Annotated in this window: 15 protein-coding genes; all 15 read right to left on the bottom strand. The window is 68.4% G+C overall.

Annotation, left to right across the window (positions count from 1 at the left end):
• Positions 1-118: 118 nt before the first annotated feature.
• On the bottom strand, positions 119-1,312 hold the full coding sequence (ftsZ, locus tag GA0116996_RS00170) for a cell division protein FtsZ (RefSeq protein ID WP_092306216.1): 1,194 nt from the start codon (positions 1,310-1,312) through the stop codon (positions 119-121).
• A 179-nt stretch (positions 1,313-1,491) separates the two neighbouring features.
• The gene (gene ftsA, locus GA0116996_RS00165; RefSeq protein ID WP_010814765.1) at positions 1,492-2,724 is read right to left on the bottom strand and encodes a cell division protein FtsA; all 1,233 of its coding nucleotides are present in this window, start codon (positions 2,722-2,724) and stop codon (positions 1,492-1,494) included.
• On the bottom strand, positions 2,721-3,659 hold the full coding sequence (locus tag GA0116996_RS00160; RefSeq protein WP_062801811.1) for a cell division protein FtsQ/DivIB: 939 nt from the start codon (positions 3,657-3,659) through the stop codon (positions 2,721-2,723). The genes ftsA and GA0116996_RS00160 overlap by 4 nt, the downstream gene beginning before the upstream one ends.
• Before the next feature lie 27 nt (positions 3,660-3,686).
• Positions 3,687-4,670, bottom strand: coding sequence for a D-alanine--D-alanine ligase (locus GA0116996_RS00155; protein WP_092306214.1), 984 nt, complete (start codon positions 4,668-4,670; stop codon positions 3,687-3,689).
• On the bottom strand, positions 4,667-6,094 hold the full coding sequence (gene murC / locus GA0116996_RS00150; RefSeq protein ID WP_092306212.1) for a UDP-N-acetylmuramate--L-alanine ligase: 1,428 nt from the start codon (positions 6,092-6,094) through the stop codon (positions 4,667-4,669). The genes GA0116996_RS00155 and murC overlap by 4 nt, the downstream gene beginning before the upstream one ends.
• A gap of 21 nt (positions 6,095-6,115) precedes the next feature.
• Positions 6,116-7,186, bottom strand: coding sequence for an undecaprenyldiphospho-muramoylpentapeptide beta-N-acetylglucosaminyltransferase (gene murG, locus GA0116996_RS00145; protein WP_092306210.1), 1,071 nt, complete (start codon positions 7,184-7,186; stop codon positions 6,116-6,118).
• Positions 7,183-8,424 carry a putative lipid II flippase FtsW gene (gene ftsW, locus GA0116996_RS00140; RefSeq protein ID WP_092306208.1) on the bottom strand — a complete coding sequence of 414 codons (1,242 nt, stop codon included), beginning with the start codon at positions 8,422-8,424 and terminating at the stop codon, positions 7,183-7,185. Before ftsW ends, murG begins: the two co-directional genes overlap by 4 nt.
• A complete protein-coding gene (murD, locus tag GA0116996_RS00135) occupies positions 8,421-9,935 on the bottom strand; it encodes a UDP-N-acetylmuramoyl-L-alanine--D-glutamate ligase (protein ID WP_092306206.1) in 1,515 nt (504 codons plus the stop codon). Before murD ends, ftsW begins: the two co-directional genes overlap by 4 nt.
• A gap of 70 nt (positions 9,936-10,005) precedes the next feature.
• Positions 10,006-11,175, bottom strand: a complete 1,170-nt coding sequence (mraY, locus tag GA0116996_RS00130; RefSeq protein ID WP_092306204.1) for a phospho-N-acetylmuramoyl-pentapeptide-transferase — start codon at positions 11,173-11,175, stop codon at positions 10,006-10,008.
• Positions 11,176-11,188: 13 nt separating this feature from the next.
• The gene (locus GA0116996_RS00125; RefSeq protein ID WP_092306202.1) at positions 11,189-12,589 is read right to left on the bottom strand and encodes a UDP-N-acetylmuramoyl-tripeptide--D-alanyl-D-alanine ligase; all 1,401 of its coding nucleotides are present in this window, start codon (positions 12,587-12,589) and stop codon (positions 11,189-11,191) included.
• Positions 12,586-14,157 carry a UDP-N-acetylmuramoyl-L-alanyl-D-glutamate--2,6-diaminopimelate ligase gene (locus tag GA0116996_RS00120; protein ID WP_092306200.1) on the bottom strand — a complete coding sequence of 524 codons (1,572 nt, stop codon included), beginning with the start codon at positions 14,155-14,157 and terminating at the stop codon, positions 12,586-12,588. Before GA0116996_RS00120 ends, GA0116996_RS00125 begins: the two co-directional genes overlap by 4 nt.
• Positions 14,158-14,167: 10 nt before the next feature.
• Positions 14,168-15,973, bottom strand: coding sequence for a peptidoglycan D,D-transpeptidase FtsI family protein (locus tag GA0116996_RS00115; RefSeq protein ID WP_092306198.1), 1,806 nt, complete (start codon positions 15,971-15,973; stop codon positions 14,168-14,170).
• Positions 15,973-16,284: a cell division protein FtsL gene (gene ftsL / locus GA0116996_RS00110; RefSeq protein ID WP_092306196.1), complete on the bottom strand. Its 312-nt coding sequence runs from the start codon at positions 16,282-16,284 to the stop codon at positions 15,973-15,975. The genes GA0116996_RS00115 and ftsL overlap by 1 nt, the downstream gene beginning before the upstream one ends.
• Complete coding sequence (gene rsmH, locus GA0116996_RS00105; protein WP_092306194.1) at positions 16,281-17,282, bottom strand: 16S rRNA (cytosine(1402)-N(4))-methyltransferase RsmH; 1,002 nt, start codon at positions 17,280-17,282, stop codon at positions 16,281-16,283. Before rsmH ends, ftsL begins: the two co-directional genes overlap by 4 nt.
• A 7-nt stretch (positions 17,283-17,289) precedes the next feature.
• Entirely contained in the window at positions 17,290-17,718 is a 429-nt protein-coding gene (gene mraZ / locus GA0116996_RS00100) for a division/cell wall cluster transcriptional repressor MraZ (protein ID WP_010814778.1), read from the bottom strand.
• Positions 17,719-17,975 lie beyond the last annotated feature (257 nt).

Below are 17,975 nucleotides of genomic sequence, written 5' to 3'. Positions count from 1 at the left end.
CGGCGGTTCACGTCAGCCATGCAAGGCACGCGCGGATGGGGAGCGCACGTGCATCGCGACCAGGCGACGCGTTCCGTCAGGCGGCCGGTGGAGGCACCGATACCGCGCCAGGCAGGCTTCAGTCTGCCTGCTTGCGCAGGAAGGCCGGGATATCGTACGTATCCACACCCTTTTCCTGCAGCGCCGCCACGTGGGCCGATGCCGACTCACGCGAGCTGCGCCACACTGCCGGCGTATCCAGGTTGCTGTAGTCCGGCGAGCTGTGCTGCGCGGCGGTGGCGGCCATGTTGGCCATCATCTGCACCGGCATGTTGTCGGTGCCGGTCTTCAGCAGCGTCATCGGCTGTTGCTTCTTGGCCGAGCGGCCCAGGCCGGTCGCGACCACGGTCACGCGCAGCGCATCGCTCATCGAATCGTCGTACACCGTACCGAAGATCACGGTCGCATCTTCCGCGGCGTAGCTGCGGATGGTGTTCATGACTTCCTTGGTTTCCGACAGCTTGAGCGAACGGCTGGCGGTAATGTTGACCAGCACGCCGCGCGCGCCGGACAGGTCCACGCCTTCCAGCAGCGGGCTGGCCACGGCCTGCTCGGCCGCCAGGCGGGCGCGGTCGACGCCCGACACGGTGGCCGTCCCCATCATGGCCTTGCCCTGCTCGCCCATCACGGTCTTTACGTCTTCGAAGTCGACGTTGACCAGGCCGTCAACGTTGATGATCTCGGCAATGCCGGCCACCGCGTTGTGCAGCACGTCGTCGGCGCACTGGAAGCACTTGTCCATCTCGGCGTCGTCGCCCATCACTTCGAACAGCTTCTCGTTGAGCACCACGATCAGCGAGTCGACGCTCGATTCCAGCTCGCTGGAACCGTGCTCGGCCACCTTGGCGCGGCGCGCGCCTTCGAAGTCGAACGGCTTGCTGACCACGCCCACGGTCAGGATGCCCATCTCCTTGGCCACCTGCGCAACGATCGGCGCGGCGCCCGTGCCGGTGCCGCCGCCCATGCCGGCAGTGATGAAGACCATGTGCGCGCCACGCAGGGCGTCGGCAATCTGCTCGCGGGCCTGATCGGCGCAACCGCGGCCGACTTCCGGCTTGGCGCCGGCGCCCAGACCCGTATTGCCGAGTTGCAGCACGCGCGAAGCGGTCGAACGCTTGAGCGCCTGGGCATCGGTATTCATGCAGATGAATTCCACGCCCTGTACGCCGCGGCTGATCATGTGCTGCACGGCGTTACCGCCCGCGCCGCCCACGCCAACCACCTTGATGATGGTGCCGTCCATCACTTCCGTTTCGATCATGTCAAAGTCCATCACTGCCTCCGAGAAAAATCAGTCCCCAGACGATGCGGCCTCCCCGCCGCAACCCCTGGTTTCTGAACAAGAAACCAAAAAAAGAAAACCTGAAAACTCTCACCTGACACGCAGGCCTGTCCGGTAGACCGTCCTGCCTGCGCACCGTTGCATCGTCAGCGCGTCAATTTCCGCGTCGATCAGAAATTGCCGACAAACCATTCCTTCATGCGGGTCCACACCTGCTTGACCGACCCGCTCTGCACTGCCACCTTGCGCCCGCGCATGCGTTGCACGCGCCCTTCCAGCAGCAGGCCCATCACCGTCGCGTAGCGCGGGCTCTTCACCACCTCGTGCAGGTTGCCGCGATACTCGGGCACGCCGACGCGCACGGGCTTGAGGAAGATGTCCTCGCCCAGCTCGACCATGCCCGGCATCATCGCGGTCCCACCGGTGATGACCACGCCCGACGACAGCAGTTCTTCATAACCCGACTCGCGCACCACCTGGTGCACCAGCGAGTACAGCTCTTCGATGCGCGGCTCGATCACCGCGGCCAGCGCCTGGCGGCTGAGCGTGCGCGTGCCGCGGTCGCCCACGCCCGGCACCTCGATCATGTCGTCCGGGTCGGCGATCGCCTGCTTGGCGATGCCGTACTGGATCTTGATGTCCTCTGCGTCCGGCGTCGGCGTGCGCAGCGCCATCGCGATATCGTTGGTGATCTGGTCGCCGGCGATGGGGATCACCGCCGTATGGCGGATCGCGCCCTCGCTGAAGATGGCGATGTCGGTGGTGCCGCCGCCGATGTCGACCAGCACCACGCCCAGTTCCTTCTCGTCCTCGGTCAGCACCGCCAGGCTCGACGCCAGCGGCTGCAGGATCAGGTCGTGCACTTCCAGGCCGCAGCGGCGCACGCACTTGACGATGTTCTGCGCGGCGCTGACCGCGCCGGTGACGATATGCACCTTCACTTCCAGGCGGATGCCGCTCATGCCGATGGGCTCGCGCACGTCTTCCTGGCCGTCGATGATGAATTCCTGCGTCAGGATGTGCAGGATCTGCTGGTCGGTCGGGATATTGACCGCCTTGGCGGTCTCGATCACGCGCGCAACGTCGGTCTGCGTGACTTCCTTGTCCTTGATCGCCACCATGCCGCTGGAGTTGAAGCTGCGGATATGGCTGCCGGCAATGCCGGTGAAGACCTCCGAAATCTTGCAGTCGGCCATCAGCTCGGCCTCTTCCAGCGCCTTCTGGATCGACTGCACGGTGGCCTCGATGTTGACCACGACCCCTTTCTTCAGACCCTTGGACTCAGACTGGCCCATCCCGATCACCTCGTAGCTGCCGTCGGGGCGCAGTTCCGCCACCACGGCCGCCACCTTCGAGGTGCCGATATCGAGACCGACCAACAGGTCCTTGTATTCCTTGCTCATCGGGTTTTCTCCGCGTTCTTGCTCTTCAGTCGCGTCGGATTGTTGTTGGATGTACCTGAAACCGTTGCGGCCGCCCCCGGCCTGGCGGCGCTCGTCGCCGCGCTCGCCGCCTTCGCCTTGGCCGCTCGCTCCGCCTTTTCCGCGCGCACCGCCGCCGCGATCTGCGCCTCGGTCAGGAAGCGCGCGTTGGCGGCGCGGATGGCGAAGCCGTTGGGATAGCGCAGGTCGGCGTATTCGATCTGGCTGCCCCATTGCTGCGTAACCTGCGGCCAGGCCGCGACGAAGCGGCGCACGCGCTGGTCCATCGCGGTGCGGTCCTCATCGTTCTGCTCGCGGCCCAGCTCGACCTCCATGCCGTTGGACAGGCGCGCGCGCCAGGCGTAGCGGCCGGACAGGGCCACCGCCAGCGGCTCGGCCTTGAGCGGCTTGAACCACTGGCGCATGACCTCGAGCTTTTCGATCACGTCGGCTTCGCTGTCCGGCGGCCCGTCCAGCGCCAGCAGCTGCGCGTCTTCTTCCGCCTCGGCGGTGTTGGCGACAAAGATCTCGCCATAGGTGTTGATCAGCCGGCCGCTGTCGGGCGCGCCCCAGGTGCCCAGCGCCTCGTGCTCCTCGACCTCGACCGCGAGGCCGTTGGGCCATTCGCGCCGTACGCTGGCGCGCCGCACCCACGGCACCGACTCGAACGCCTGGCGCGCCGCGTTGAGGTCCAGCGTGAAGAAGTTGCCGGTCAGCTTGCCCAGCGCGCTGGCGCGCACGCTGGGCGCGTTCACATGGCGCAGGGCGCCGCCGTCCATCGGGCCGATCTCGACGTGCGTGATGGCAAACACCGGCCGCTGCGCCAGCCACAGCAGGCCCGCCGCGAGCGCCATCAGCGCCACCACCGCATACAGCGTGGAGGCGATCAGGTTGAGCAGGCGTGCGTTATGCCACATGGTCCGGTGCGGTCCTGTCGGGTGAAGTTATTCGGGTTTCCAATGCTCGTTGGGATGCAGGTCCAGCGTGGCGGCGGCCACCACCTGCAGCACGAAGTCCTCGTAGCTGATGCCGACCGCGCGCGCCGCCATCGGCACCAGCGAATGGCCGGTCATGCCGGGCGAGGTATTCATCTCGAGCAGGTAAGGCGTGCCGTCGGCGCGCAGCATCACATCGGCGCGCGCCCAGCCGCGGCAGCCCAGCACGCGGTAGGCCTGCACCGCCAGCGCCTGCACCTGCCGTTCGACTTCGGCATCCAGGCCCGACGGACACAAGTACTGGGTATCGTCAGTAAAGTACTTATTTTGATAGTCGTAGTTCGCCTCGGGCGCGACAATGCGGATCACCGGCAGCGCTTCGGCGCTGTCGCCCTCGCCCACCACCGGGCAGGTCAGCTCGGCGCCGTCGACGAAGGTCTCGGCGATGACGTCGTTGTCCAGCGCCGCGGCCTTGTCGAAGGCGGCGCGCATCTGGTCCGCCGCGGTGACCTTGGTCAGCCCGATCGACGAGCCTTCGCGTGCCGGCTTGACGATCAGCGGCAGGCCCAGGTCGGCCACCACCGCGTCAAAGTCGGTGTTTGCCTGCAGCATGGCGAAGCGCGGCGTGGCCAGGCCGTGCGTCATCCACAGGCGCTTGGTGGCCTGCTTGTCCATGGCCAGCGCCGACGCCAGCACGCCGCTGCCGGTGTACGGCACGCCCAGCTGCTCGAGCAGGCCCTGGATGGTGCCGTCCTCGCCGTAGCGCCCGTGCAGCGCGATGAAGACGCGGTCGAAACCGGCCGCCGCCAGCTCGGCCACACCCTGCAGGCCCGGGTCGAAGCCGTGCGCGTCCACGCCGCGCGACTGCAGCGCGGCCAGCACGCCGTTGCCGGACATCAGCGAGATTTCCCGTTCGGCCGAGCGGCCGCCCAGCAGCACGCCGACCTTGCCCAGGGACTTGGGATCGATATTGGGATGGGCGACGAAGCTCATGCCTGGCTCCCTTGCTGCAGCGGTTGCTGGTGCGACACCAGTTGGCCCGGCACGCCGCCGATCGAACCCGCGCCCATGGTCACGACCACATCGCCGGGCCGTACGGCGTTCAGGATGGCCTGCGGCATCTCTTCCATCTGCTCCACGAAAACAGGTTCGACCTTGCCCGCCACGCGCAGCGCGCGGGTCAGCGCACGGCCGTCGGCGGCGACGATCGGGGCCTCGCCGGCCGCGTAGACCTCGGCCAGCAACAATGCATCGACCGTGCCCAGCACCTTGACGAAGTCTTCAAAGCAATCGCGCGTACGGGTAAAGCGGTGCGGCTGGAACGCCAGCACCAGGCGGCGCCCGGGAAAGGCGCCGCGCGCGGCGGCCAGCGTGGCGGCCATTTCCACCGGGTGGTGGCCGTAGTCGTCCACCAGCGTGAAGGTGCCGGCGCCGTCGGGCGTGGCGACTTCGCCGTAGCGCTGGAAGCGGCGGCCGACGCCGTGGAACTCACGCAGCGCCTTGACGATGGCGGCATCGGGCACTTCCAGCTCGGTGGCAATGGCGATCGCCGCCAGCGCGTTCTGCACGTTGTGCATGCCGGGCAGGTTCAGCACGATCTCCAGCGGCGGCTCGGCGTGCTGGTTCAGCTGGCGCAGCACGGTGAAGTGCATCTGGCCGTCGACCGCGCGCGCATCGACGGCGCGGATCTGCGCATCTTCGGCAAAGCCGTAGCGCACCACCGGCTTGGACACGAACGGCAGGATCTCGCGCACATTCGGATCGTCCACGCACAGCACCGCGATGCCGTAGAACGGCAGCCGCTGGGTGAATTCGATGAACGCCTGCTTGAGCCGGGCAAAGTCGTGCCCGTAGGTGTCCATGTGGTCGGCATCGATATTGGTGATGACCTCGATGACCGGGAACAGGTTCAGGAACGAGGCATCCGATTCGTCGGCCTCGGCGACGATGAAATCGCCGGTGCCCAGGCGCGCATTGGCGCCGGCCGAGTTGAGCCGGCCGCCGATGACGAAGGTGGGATCGAGGCCGCCTTCGGCCAGCACCGATGCCACCAGGCTGGTGGTGGTGGTCTTGCCGTGCGTGCCGGCAATGGCCACGCCCTGCTTCAGCCGCATCAGCTCGGCCAGCATCACCGCGCGCGGCACCACCGGGATGCGCTGGCTGCGCGCGGCCAGCACTTCGGGGTTGTCGCCGCTGACCGCGGTCGACACCACCACCGCGTTGGCGCCGCTCACGTTGGCGGCGTCATGGCCGTGCATGACGGTGGCGCCCAGCGACGCCAGGCGCCGCGTGGCGGCATTGTTGCCCACGTCCGAGCCCGAGACCTTGTATCCCAGGTTCAGCAGGACCTCGGCGATGCCGCTCATGCCGGCGCCGCCGATGCCCACGAAGTGGATGTTCTTGACGATATGCTTCATTGGATTGCTGCTTCGCTCACTTCAGTCCCTGGCCAGCTCGCTGCATACCTCGGCGACGCGCCGGGTTGCCTCAGGCCTGGCCAGTCCGCGCGCCAGGCGCGCCATGTCTTTCAGCTGCGGCCGGGTCAGGCTGGCAATGGTCTGCGCCAGGCCCTCGGCCGTCAGGTCTTTTTGCTGCACGAGCAGGGCCGCGCCCTGGCTCGACAAAAACTGTGCGTTGGTGGTCTGGTGGTCGTCCACCGCATGCGGGAACGGCACGAACAGTGCTGCCACGCCCGCCGCGGCCACTTCCGACACCGTCATCGCGCCGGCGCGGCAGATCACCAGGTCCGCGTCGGCATAGGCGCGCGCCATGTCGTCGATGAACGGCAGCGTCTGCGCCGGCACCTGCGCCGCGGTGTAGTTGGCGCGCAGCGTGTCGATCTGCCTGGCGCCCGCCTGGTGCGTCACCACCGGGCGCTGGTGCTGCGGCAACAGCGCGATGGCCTTGGGCACCACCTCGTTGAGCGCGGCGGCGCCCAGGCTGCCGCCCACCACCAGGATGCGCAGCGGGCCGTCGCGCCGGTCGTAGCGCGCCTCGGGGGCATCCAGCTGCGCCAGTTCCTCGCGCACCGGGTTGCCGGTCCATTCACTGCCGGGCAGTGCATCGGGGAACGCGCACAGCACGCGGTCCGCCACCCTGGCCAGCACCTTGTTGGCCAGCCCGGCGATCGAGTTCTGCTCGTGCAGCACCAGCGGCCGCCCCAGCAGCGACGCCATCATGCCGGCCGGAAAGGTGATATAGCCGCCCATGCCCAGCACCACGCTCGGACGCACCCGCCGCAGCGCGGCGATGCTCTGCCAGAACGCGCGCAGCAGGTTCAGCGGCAGCAGGAACTTGGTCACCAGCCCCTTGCCGCGCAAGCCGCCGAACTGGATGAACTCCATCGGGATATCGTGCTTCGGCACCAGCGTGGCTTCCATGCCGGTACGGTTGCCCAGCCAGACCACGTTCCAGCCCTGCGCGCGCAGCGCCTGTGCGACCGCCAGCCCGGGGAACACATGTCCCCCGGTGCCACCGGCCATCACGAGCAGGGTGCGCGCCTGCGTCATACCTTCCCTCCGCGCATCAATACACGGTTTTCATAATCAATGCGCAGCAGGATCGCCAACGCCACGCAATTCATCAGGATGCCCGAGCCGCCATAGCTGACCAGCGGCAGCGTCAGCCCCTTGGTCGGCAGCAGGCCCAGGTTCACGCCCATGTTGATAAAGGTCTGCCAGCCGATCCAGACGCCGATGCCCTTGGCCACCAGGCCGGCAAAGGTGCGGTCCAGCTGCAGCGCGGTGCGGCCGATATTGAAGGCGCGGCGCACCAGCCAGTAGAACAGCACGATCACTACCAGCACGCCGATAAAGCCGAATTCCTCGCCGATCACGGCGAGGATGAAGTCGGTATGCGCCTCGGGCAGGTAGTGCAGCTTTTCGATGCTGCCGCCCAGCCCCACGCCGGTCCATTCGCCACGCCCGAACGCGATCAGCGAGTGCGTCAGCTGGTAGGCCTTGCCGAGCGCGTTGCTCTCTTCCCATGGGTTCAGGTAGGCGAAGATCCGCTCGCGCCGCCACGGCGACGCGGTGATCAGCAGCGCGAACGCCCCGATCGCCACCCCGACCAGCCCGGCGAAGAGCTTGCCATTGATGCCGCCCAGGAACAGGATGCCCATCGCCACCGCGGCAATCACAAGGAACGCGCCCATGTCGGGTTCCAGCAGCAGCAGCAAGCCCACCACCACCACCGCCACGCCCATCGGCAGGAAGCCCTTGGACACGGTCTGCATCCACTCCTGCTTGCGCACGGTGTAGTTGGCGGCATACAGCACCACCGCCAGCTTCATCAGCTCGGATGGCTGGAAGTTCATCACGCCCAGCGGAATCCAGCGCCGCGCGCCGTTCACGCCCTTGCCGACGAACGGCACCAGCACGATCACCAGCAGGATCAGCGCAACGATGAAGAGCTTGGGCGCGTAGCGGTCCCATACCTTGACCGGCACCTGGAACGCGGCCAGCCCGACCGACAGCCCGATCCCCAGCGCGAACGCATGGCGCAGCAGGAAGTGGCTTTCACGGTAGTTGGCATAGCGTGGCGAGTCCGGCAGCGCGATCGAGGCCGAGTAGACCATCACCAGGCCGAGCGCGAGCAGCACGATCGAGACCCACAGCATGGGCTGGTCGTACTCCATCATGCGCGAGCGGGTCGGCTTGACGCCCGACACCGCGTCGCGCAGGCCACCCCAGGCATTGCCGATGGTGGCGCCGATAAAACCGCTGCGCTTGACCTGTGCGTCGCTCATGGCAGGATCCCCCGGGACAGGGCCAGTTCTTCCACCGCGCCGCGGAACACCTCGGCGCGATGCACGTAGTTGCGGAACATGTCGAGGCTGGCGCACGCCGGCGACAGCAGCACCGCGTCGCCGGCCTGGGCCAGCGCGGCGGCCTGCGTCACCGCGTCTTCCAGCGTGGCGGCGTCGACCAGGCTGGCGCCGCTGCCCTGCAGCGCATCGCGCAGCTCAGCCGCGGCGCGGCCGATCAGCACCACCGCGCGCGCGTACTGCGCCACGGGCGCGGCCAGCGGGGAGAAATCCTGCCCCTTGCCCTCGCCCCCGGCGATCAGCACCACGCGCTTGTCCAGGCCCGACAGCGCGGCCACGGTGGCGCCCACGTTGGTGCCCTTGCTGTCGTCGAAATACTCGACGTCGTCGATGGTGGCGACCCACTCGACGCGGTGCGGCTCGCCGCGGTATTCGCGCAGGCCGTGCAGCAGCGCGTTCAGCGGCAGGTCGATGGCACGGCACAGCGCCAGCGCGGCCATCGCGTTGGTGGCGTTGTGCATGCCGCGGATGTGCAGCGCGTCGGCCGGCATCAGGCGCTTGTGGCGCACCGGCACCGCTTCCGGCGCGGCCTCGGCCGCGGCCTTGCGGCGGCGCGGCTTGCCCTCCCCTTCCGCGTCGGGATCGGGCTCGGCCAGCACCAGCCAGGGCATGCCGCCCTCGCGCAGGATGCCGAAGCTGCCCGGCACTTCGGGCAGGTCGATGCCGAAGGTCACCGGCGTGGTGCCGGGGCGTGCCATGTCCAGCGTCAGGCGGTCGTTGCGGTTCAGCACCTGCACGCACGCGTGGCCGGCCGGGCCGAAGATGCGCGCCTTGGACGCGGCATAGGCTTCCATCGAACCGTGCCAGTCGAGGTGGTCCTGCGTCACGTTGAGTACGGTGGCGGCATGCGGCGCCAGCGTATGGGCGGTTTCCAGCTGGAAGCTCGACAGCTCCAGCACCCAGACCTCCGGCAGCGACGCCGAGGCGATGCACGCCGACAGCTTGTCCAGCGCCGACGGGCTGATATTGCCCGCCACCGCCACGCTCTTGCCGGCGCGCTCGACCAGGCGGCCGGTCAGCGCGGTGGTAGTGGTCTTGCCGTTGGTGCCGGTGATCGCCAGCAGCTTCGGCGCGTAGCCGGACTCGGCCTCGAGGTGGCGCAACGCGCGCACGAACAGCTCGATCTCGCCCCACACCGGGATGCCGCGCGCCTGCGCCGCGGCCAGCAGCGCGCCGGTGGCGGCTTCCAGCGGCGACAGGCCGGGGCTGATCGCCACCAGGCCGATGCCGTCGAGCAGATCCTCAGTGAACGGGCCGCCGACGAATTCGGCCGAAGTCAGTTCGGCCTGCAGGAACACAAGGTTGGCGGGCGCCTCGCGCGTGTCGGCCACGCGCACCGCGCAGCCGTTCAGGCCACACCAGCGCGCCATGGCCAGCCCCGACTCGCCGAGGCCCAGTACCAGCACATGAGGTTTTTGCAGCTCGCCGAACACTTCGATTTCCTGCCCTTGGTTTCCCGTATCTATATAAAGCGCGCCGCGGGTCTCAGCCCCGGCGCAACCATCAACGCAGCTTCAGCGTCGACAACCCGATCAGCACCAGCAGCATGGTGATGATCCAGAAGCGCACCGTGACCTGCGTTTCCTTCCAGCCGCCCAGTTCGAAATGGTGATGCAGCGGCGCCATCCGGAACAGCCGCCTGCCCTCGCCATAGCGGCGCTTGGTGATCTTGAACCAGGTGACCTGCGCCATCACCGACAGCGTTTCCACCACGAAGATGCCGCCCATCACGAACAGCACGATCTCCTGGCGCACGATCACCGCCACCGTTCCGAGCGCGCCGCCCAGCGCCAGCGCGCCCACGTCGCCCATGAACACCTGCGCCGGGTGCGCGTTGAACCAGAGGAAGGCCAGCCCTGCCCCGCCCAGCGCCGAGCAGAAGATCAGCAGCTCGCCCGCGCCCGGGATATGCGGGAACAGCAGGTACTTGCTGTAGACCGCGTTGCCCATCACGTAGGCAAACACGCCCAGGCCGCCGCCGACCAGCACCACCGGCATGATCACCAGGCCGTCCAGGCCGTCGGTCAGGTTGACGGCGTTGCTCGAGCCCACGATCACCAGGTAGGTCAGCACGATGAAGCCGGCCACGCCCAGCGGATAGCTGATCTCCTTGAAGAAGGGCACGATCAGGTTGGACTTGTACGGCATGTCGAGCGACAGCCCGCCCTCGACCCAGTTCAGGAACAGCTCCCAGACCCGCACATTGCTGCTCTCGGACACCGAGAACGCCAGGTAGACCGCCGCCACCAGGCCGATCAGCGTCTGCCAGAAAAACTTCTCGCGGCTCGACATGCCGCGCGGGTCGCGATACACCACCTTGCGGTAGTCGTCGACCCAGCCGATCGCGCCATAGCCGAAGGTGACCAGCATCACCACCCAGATAAAGCGGTTGCCCCAGTCGCACCACAGCAGCGTCGACACCGCGATCGACACCAGCACCAGCACCCCGCCCATGGTCGGCGTGCCGGACTTCACCAGATGCGTCTGCGGGCCGATGGTGCGCACCGCCTGGCCGACCTTCAGCTCGGTCAGCTTGCGGATCACCCACGGCCCGAACGCCAGGCCGATCACCAGCGCGGTGAGGTTGGCCATCACCGCGCGGAAAGTCAGGTAGTTGACGACCCGGAGGAAGCTGTAGTCGTTTTGCAGCCACTGGGCCAGAGCCAATAACATCGTGTTGTCTTATTTAGTGTGCGGAAGTGTCTGCGACCAGCGCCGCGACCATCCGTTCCATGCGCATGAAGCGCGATCCCTTCACCAGCACGGCGCCCGCTTGCGCCACCATGCCCCCGCTGTCTTCCTCCAAGGCCCTGGCCAGGTCTTCCGCGCTGCCGAAATGGCGGCCGTTGGCGCCGAACGCCTGCACCGCATGCACCGCCAGCGCGCCGGTGGCCCACAGTGCGTCGATGCCGCGGGCCTGGGCGTAGGCACCGATCTCTTCGTGGAACGCCGGCCCCTGGTCGCCCACCTCGCCCATGTCGCCCAGCACCAGCACGCGCGGCGCGGCAAAGCCGGCCAGCACGTCGATGGCGGCGCGCATCGAGTCGGGGTTGGCGTTGTAGGTATCGTCGATCACCACCGTGCCGGCCGGCGTGTACTTGACCTGCAGCCGCCCCTTCACGGGCTTGAACTCCTCCAGGCCCGCCTGGATTGCCGGCACGTGCACGCCCGCGGCGAGCGCGCAGGCGATCGCCGCGAGCGCGTTGCGCACGTTGTGCTCGCCCAGCAGCGCCAGCCGCACCTCGAAGGCATGGCCCGGCGCGCGCACTTGCATCACTTGCACGCCGTCGATCAGTTCCACGGTGGCATGCACGTCGGCCTGCTGTGAGGTGCCGAACGACAGCGCGCGGCGCGTGGCCGCCGCCGCGCGCCACACCGGGGCGTAGGCGCCGCCGCTTTCCGCGTCGAGCGGGAACACCGCCACGCCGTCGGCCGGCAGCGCCGCGATCGCAGCGGCGTGCTCGTGCGCCACCGCTTCCACGCTGACCATGAACTCCTGGTGCTCGCGCTGCGCGTTGGTGATCACCGCCACCGTGGGCTGGGCGATGCCGGCGAGGTAGACGGTCTCGCCGGGATGGTTCATGCCAAGTTCCAGCACCGCCAGCTTGTGCGCGGCGCGCAGGCGCAGCACCGTCAGCGGCAGGCCGATATCGTTGTTCAGGTTGCCGCCGGTGGCCAGGCGCTGGTCCTCGCCGACGGCCGCGGCAAAGATCGCCGCGATCATTTCCTTGACCGTGGTCTTGCCATTGCTGCCGGTCACCGCCACCGCCGGCAGCGTGAACTGGCGGCGCCAGCCGGCACCCAGCTCGCCCAGCGCAATGCGCGTGTCCGGCGCGACGATGGCCGGCACCGCGGCGTCGACCTCGCGGCTCACCAGCACCGCGGCGGCGCCGCGCGCGACCACGTCGGCAATGAAGTCGTGCGCGTCGAAGCGCTCGCCCCGCAGCGCCACGAACAGGTCGCCGGGCTCGACGCTGCGGCTGTCGGTATGCACGCGCGCGAACGGCACGGCGCCGTCGCCGGAAATACGCGCGCCGGCGATCCAGCCGGCGGCTTGCTGCAAGGTGGTCATGGTGGTCTGGCTCATGCCGATACTCCGCGCGTGGCCAGTGCCAGCCGTACGTGTTCGCGATCCGAGAACGGGCGCTTGCGGCCCTGGATCTCCTGGGTGGCCTCATGGCCCTTGCCCGCCACCAGCACCACGTCGGCCGGGGCCGCGTGCCGGACCGCATAGAGGATGGCGGCGGCGCGGTCTTCGATCTGGCGCCCGCGCGCGCGCTCGGCCATGCCGTCGGCAATCGCGTCGAGGATGTCCTGCGGATCTTCGCTGCGCGGGTTATCGCTGGTCAGCACGACTTCGTCGGCCAGGCGCTCGGCCACGGCGCCCATCAGCGGGCGCTTGATCGGGTCGCGGTCGCCGCCGCAGCCGAACACGCACCACAGGCGGCCGTGGCGCGCCTGCGCCACCGGGCGCAGCGCGGCCAGGGTCTGCTCGAGCGCGTCGGGGGTGTGGGCGTAGTCGACCACGGCCAGCGGCGCCTGCGCGGCGTCGTGGCCACTGCCGGCACCGAACAGCTCCATGCGCCCTTCCACCGGTGCGAGCGCGCGCAGCGCGGCAATCGCCGCGTCCCACGCCACGCCGTTGGCCAGTGCCGCGCCCAGCACCGCGAGCAGGTTGCTGACGTTGAAGGCGCCGATCATCGGCGTCGCCATCTCGGCGTGGCCGTAGCTGCCGTCGATATGGAAGGCGGTGCCGGTCGCCGTGGCGCGCACGTTGGTGGCGCGCAGCCATGCGCCACGCGGGCCGCGCACCGTGGCGGCGGCGGGACCGTCGATGCCGTATTCGATCACATGCGGCGCGGCCACGGCGGCGGCGTCGGCCGCCAGCAGGCGCTGGCCCATGCCGTCGTCGCGGTTGATCACCGCGGTGCGCAGGCCGTCCCAGCGGAACAGGCGCGCCTTGGCGGCCTCGTACTCGGCCATCGAGCCGTGGTAGTCGAGGTGGTCCTGGGTCAGGTTGGTCAGCACCGCCACCGAGAAATGCGTGCCGGCCACGCGCTCCTGCTCGAGGCCGTGCGACGACACTTCCATCGCAACGGCGCGCGCGCCGGCATCGTGCAGGGTGGCCAGGCTGGCCTGCAGCTGCACCGCGTCCGGGGTGGTGAAGCCGGTTGCCTGCAGTGCGTCCGGGAAGCCGGTGCCGAGCGTGCCGATGGCCGCGCAGGGCGTGCCGGCGGCCTGCAGCACGCGCGCCAGCCACTGGCTGCACGAGGTCTTGCCGTTGGTGCCGGTGATGCCGGTCACGGCCAGGCCGCGCGCCGGGTTGCCGTGCCAGCCGGCGGCGATCGGGCCGGCCAGCTGGTGCAGGCGGCTCACGGCCAGGTGCGGCACCGCGTCGCCGAAGGGCCAGTCGAAGCCGTCGGCCTCGTAGACCACGGCGCCGGCGCCGGCGGCGATCGCCTGCGCGATATAGGGCCGGCCGTCGGTGGCAAGGCGGTCGTTGCCCAGCACGTAGGCGAAGAACACATCGCCGCGCGCCAGGCGCCGGGTATCGCCGCTCAGCTGCGCCGCGGCGGCCACGTTGGTACGCAGCCAGGCCAGCGCGTTGCTGGCCTGGGCGGTGACCTCGAGAGGGAGCAGGGGCTTGGCCGTCATCGGGTCGATCTCATTGGGTCGAACTCCACGGTTCGCTTTCCTGCACCTTGTCGCTGACCACCAGCTGGCGGATCGGCGAATCGGGCTGGACGTTCAGCGCGCGCAGCGTGCCGCCGGTGATGGCTGCGAACGCGGGGCCGGCCACCAGGCCGCCGTAGTGGCTGCCGGCGGTGGGCTCGTCCACGCTGACGGCAACGATGATGCGCGGGTTCGACATCGGTGCCAGGCCGATGAACGAGGCGCGGTACTTGCTGCGGTTGTAGCCGCGCCCTTCATGCTTGTAGGCGGTGCCGGTCTTGCCGCCGACGCGGTAGCCCATCACCTGCGCCTCGGGCGCGGTGCCGCCGGGCGCGGTCACGGTTTCCATCATCGCGCGCACGTCGCGCGCCACCTGCGGCGACAGGATGCGCTCACCGGTAGCGGGGCCGTTGGTGCGGAACATCGTCACCGGGATCAGCTCGCCATCATGGGCGAAGATGGTGTAGGCATGCGCCATCTGGAACAGCGACACCGACAGGCCGTAGCCGTACGACATGGTGGCCTGCTCGATCGGGCGCCAGCTCTTGTACGGGCGCACGCGCCCGGCCACCGCGCCGGGGAAGCCGATCTTGGGCGCCTGGCCCAGGCCGATGCTGGTGTACATGTCCCACATTTCCTGCGGCTTCATCATCATCGCGATCTTGGTCGTGCCGATGTTGGACGACTTCTGGATCACGCCGGTGACGGTGAGCGCGCCGTAGTTGTGGGTATCGGTGATGGTGGCGCCTTCGAAGTTGTACTTGCCGGTGGTAGCGATCACCGTCGAGGGCGACACGCGCTTGAGCTGCAGCGCCAGCCCCACCGTGATCGGCTTCATCATCGAGCCGGGCTCGAAGGTGTCGGTCAGCACGCGGTTGCGCAGCTGCTCGCCCGAGAGCCGGGTACGGTCGTTGGGGTTGTAGGTGGGCCAGTTGGCCAGCGCCAGCACCTCGCCGGTCTGGGCGTCGAGCACCACCGCGCTGGCGGCCTTGGCCTTGTGCTTGTCGACCACGGCCTTGAGCTCGTTGTAGGCCAGGTACTGGATCTTGGCGTCGATCGACAGCTGGATGTCCTCGCCGTCGCGCGGGGTCTTCAGCACGCCGATGTCCTCGACCACGCGGCCGAGCCGGTCTTTGATCACCTGGCGCGCGCCGGCACGGCCGGCCAGGCCGCTCTCGCGCGCCAGCTCGACGCCTTCCTGGCCGCGGTCCTCCACATTGGTGAAGCCGACGATATGCGCCATCGCCTCCCCTTCCGGGTAGAAGCGCTTGTATTCGCGGGTCTGGTGGATGCCGTCGATCTTCAGCGCGGCGATCTTGTCGGCGACGTCGGGCAGCACCTGGCGCTTCAGGTAGACAAAGCCCTTGTCTTCGGACAGTTTCTTGCCCAGTTCCTTCTCGGACATGCCGAGCAGCCGGGCGAGCTGGCGGATCTTGCCGGCCTCGACCTGGTTGGGCACGTCCTCGGGCACCGCCCAGATCGCCTTGACCGGCAGGCTGGTGGCCAGCACCAGACCGTTGCGGTCGAGGATCTTGCCGCGCGTGGCCGGCAACTCAAGCGTGCGCTGGAAGCGCTTCTTGCCCTCGGCCTCGTAGAACTGGTTGCCCGGCCCCTGGATCCACGCCGCGCGCACGGCCAGCGCGACGAACGCGGCGAACATCAGGAACACCACCAGCTTGGAGCGCCACATCGGCAGGCGCAGGCCCAGCACCGGGCTGGCGGCGAACTGGCCGCTGCGCGGGCGCGAGGCGGTGCCGTTGCGGTCACGGCGGGGCGGGTTGGGGCGGGCCATGCTCATCAGCGCGCCTCCGCTGCGCTGGCCGGCGCGGACGGTGCCGGCGGCAGCACGATGCCGGACAGGTACTGGGTCTTGCCGGGGTTGACCGGCGCCATCTTCAGCTGCGCGCGCGCCGCATCGGCAATGCGCGCGCTCTTGCCCAGCGCGCTCTGCTGGTATTGCAGGCGCGACCAGTCGATATCGAGCTGCTTCTCTTCCGCCTGGGCCCGCTCCAGCGCGACGAACAGCGTGCGCGCCTGGTGCTGCGCGCTCACCAGCGACAGCGCGCACAGGATCAGCGCAGCCAGCAGGAAGAAGGTCAGGCGGTTCATGCGCGCGCACCTCCGCCGGCGGTCGACACGGCAGGCGCCAGCTTCTCGGCCACGCGCATCACCGCCGAGCGCGCGCGCGGGTTGGCGGCCACTTCTTCGGCGCCCGGCTTGTAGCGGCCGAGCAGGCGCAGCGTCGGTTGCGGCAGGTCTGCCGCGCGCAGCGGCGCGCGGCGCAGCGCCGGGTCGGCATCCAGCTGGGGACGGGCGTGCGCCGCCATGAACCGCTTGACGATGCGGTCCTCCAGCGAATGGAAGCTGATCACCACCAGGCGTCCCCCTACCTGCAGCAGGTCATAAGCCGCCTTCAGCCCTCTTTCGAGGTCCTCAAGCTCTTGATTGATGTGAATCCGTAGAGCCTGAAAGGTGCGGGTCGCAGGGTCCTGACCCTTCTCGCGTGTTTTGACGGCTTTCGCCACGAGCGCGGCAAGGTCGGCAGTAGTGGCGATGGGTCCGCCATCGCCGGATTCGCTCCGGCGAGCAACAATCGCCTTTGCAATCTGTACAGCAAACCGTTCTTCCCCATAGTCTCGTATCACCCTGGCAATGTCCTGCTCATCCGCCTGCGCCAGCCACTGGGCGGCAGTGATGCCGCGCGTGGTGTCCATGCGCATGTCCAGCGGGCCCTCGAAACGAAAGGAAAACCCCCTCGCCGCTTCATCGATCTGGGGCGAGCTGATCCCCAGGTCGAGCAGCACGCCGGCGACATGGCCGCGCCCCGCCAGGCGCTCGGCCATGGCCGCAAAGCTCGCGTGCTCAATGGAGAAGCGGGCATCCTTGATGGTGCCCGCTTCTGCGATTGCTGCTGGGTCCTTGTCGAACGCAACCAGGGCCCCGTCTGGCCCCAGCCGGGCCAGTACCGCCCGGCTGTGCCCTCCCCTGCCGAAGGTGCCGTCGACATAAACCCCGTCGGGCCGCCAGACCAGCGCGTCGACGGCCTCGTCCAGCAGCACGGTGCGATGGTGCAGGGCGGGGGTTGCCGGGGTTCCGGTAGGACTCATGACCTCTTCAGAAAGAGAAATTCTTCAATGCTTCGGGCATGCCTTGCGCCATCGCCTGCTGTTCCTTGGCGGCGTAGGTTGCGGCATCCCACACTTCGAAATGGCTGCCCATGCCGAGCAGCATGACTTCCTTGTCGAGCATGGCGGCACTGCGCAGCTCCGGTGCGATCAGCACGCGGCCCGCGCCGTCCATTTCCACGTCGGCGGCGTTGCCCAGGAAGATGCGCTTCCACCAGTGCGCATCCATCGGCAGCGCTGCAATGCGCGTGCGGAAGGTTTCCCACTCGGGCCGGGGAAACAGCAGCAGGCAGCCATCCGGGTGCTTGGTCAGCGTCACCCGGCCCTCGGCCTGCTGTTGCAGCGCTTCGCGATGCCGGGACGGGATGGACATCCGACCCTTGGCATCCAGCGACAGCGCCGATGCTCCCTGAAACAAGCTTGCTCCCGGTCCATGCCGGCCCTGCGAGCGCTTCGCCGGCCGGCATGCGCGTGAATCCTTCCGTTCCGGCTATAGCGAGAATCATCCCATGGCCGGGGCCCAATTTCACACAAAAATACACTTCCTCACACTATTTCCCACTTTAGAGGAAGCGATATGGGCGGTCAAGGCTGCAGGCGGGGCAGCAAACGAGATTTTTTTAATCAGAACAATGACTTAGCGCGCACACCTCACGCACCGGAAAAGTGAATCCT

Source organism: Cupriavidus alkaliphilus (assembly GCF_900094595.1).
GTDB classification, from domain to species: Bacteria; Pseudomonadota; Gammaproteobacteria; order Burkholderiales; family Burkholderiaceae; genus Cupriavidus; species Cupriavidus alkaliphilus.
The sequence above is the reverse complement of the archived record's forward strand: the minus strand, read 5'-3'. Positions and strand labels throughout refer to the sequence as shown.

What these genes read in the sequence shown, in the direction of transcription:
- GA0116996_RS00125 (WP_092306202.1), bottom strand. Translation starts at nt 12,589, where the DNA reads ATGAGCCAGACCACCATGACCACCTTGCAGCAAGCCGCCGGCTGGATC.
- GA0116996_RS00115 (WP_092306198.1), bottom strand. Translation starts at nt 15,973, where the DNA reads ATGAGCATGGCCCGCCCCAACCCGCCCCGCCGTGACCGCAACGGCACC.
- ftsL (WP_092306196.1), bottom strand. Translation starts at nt 16,284, where the DNA reads ATGAACCGCCTGACCTTCTTCCTGCTGGCTGCGCTGATCCTGTGCGCG.
- GA0116996_RS00160 (WP_062801811.1), bottom strand. Translation starts at nt 3,659, where the DNA reads ATGTGGCATAACGCACGCCTGCTCAACCTGATCGCCTCCACGCTGTAT.
- ftsZ (WP_092306216.1), bottom strand. Translation starts at nt 1,312, where the DNA reads ATGGACTTTGACATGATCGAAACGGAAGTGATGGACGGCACCATCATC.
- GA0116996_RS00120 (WP_092306200.1), bottom strand. Translation starts at nt 14,157, where the DNA reads ATGACGGCCAAGCCCCTGCTCCCTCTCGAGGTCACCGCCCAGGCCAGC.
- ftsW (WP_092306208.1), bottom strand. Translation starts at nt 8,424, where the DNA reads ATGAGCGACGCACAGGTCAAGCGCAGCGGTTTTATCGGCGCCACCATC.
- GA0116996_RS00155 (WP_092306214.1), bottom strand. Translation starts at nt 4,670, where the DNA reads ATGAGCTTCGTCGCCCATCCCAATATCGATCCCAAGTCCCTGGGCAAG.
- rsmH (WP_092306194.1), bottom strand. Translation starts at nt 17,282, where the DNA reads ATGAGTCCTACCGGAACCCCGGCAACCCCCGCCCTGCACCATCGCACC.
- murG (WP_092306210.1), bottom strand. Translation starts at nt 7,186, where the DNA reads ATGACGCAGGCGCGCACCCTGCTCGTGATGGCCGGTGGCACCGGGGGA.
- ftsA (WP_010814765.1), bottom strand. Translation starts at nt 2,724, where the DNA reads ATGAGCAAGGAATACAAGGACCTGTTGGTCGGTCTCGATATCGGCACC.
- mraY (WP_092306204.1), bottom strand. Translation starts at nt 11,175, where the DNA reads ATGTTATTGGCTCTGGCCCAGTGGCTGCAAAACGACTACAGCTTCCTC.
- murC (WP_092306212.1), bottom strand. Translation starts at nt 6,094, where the DNA reads ATGAAGCATATCGTCAAGAACATCCACTTCGTGGGCATCGGCGGCGCC.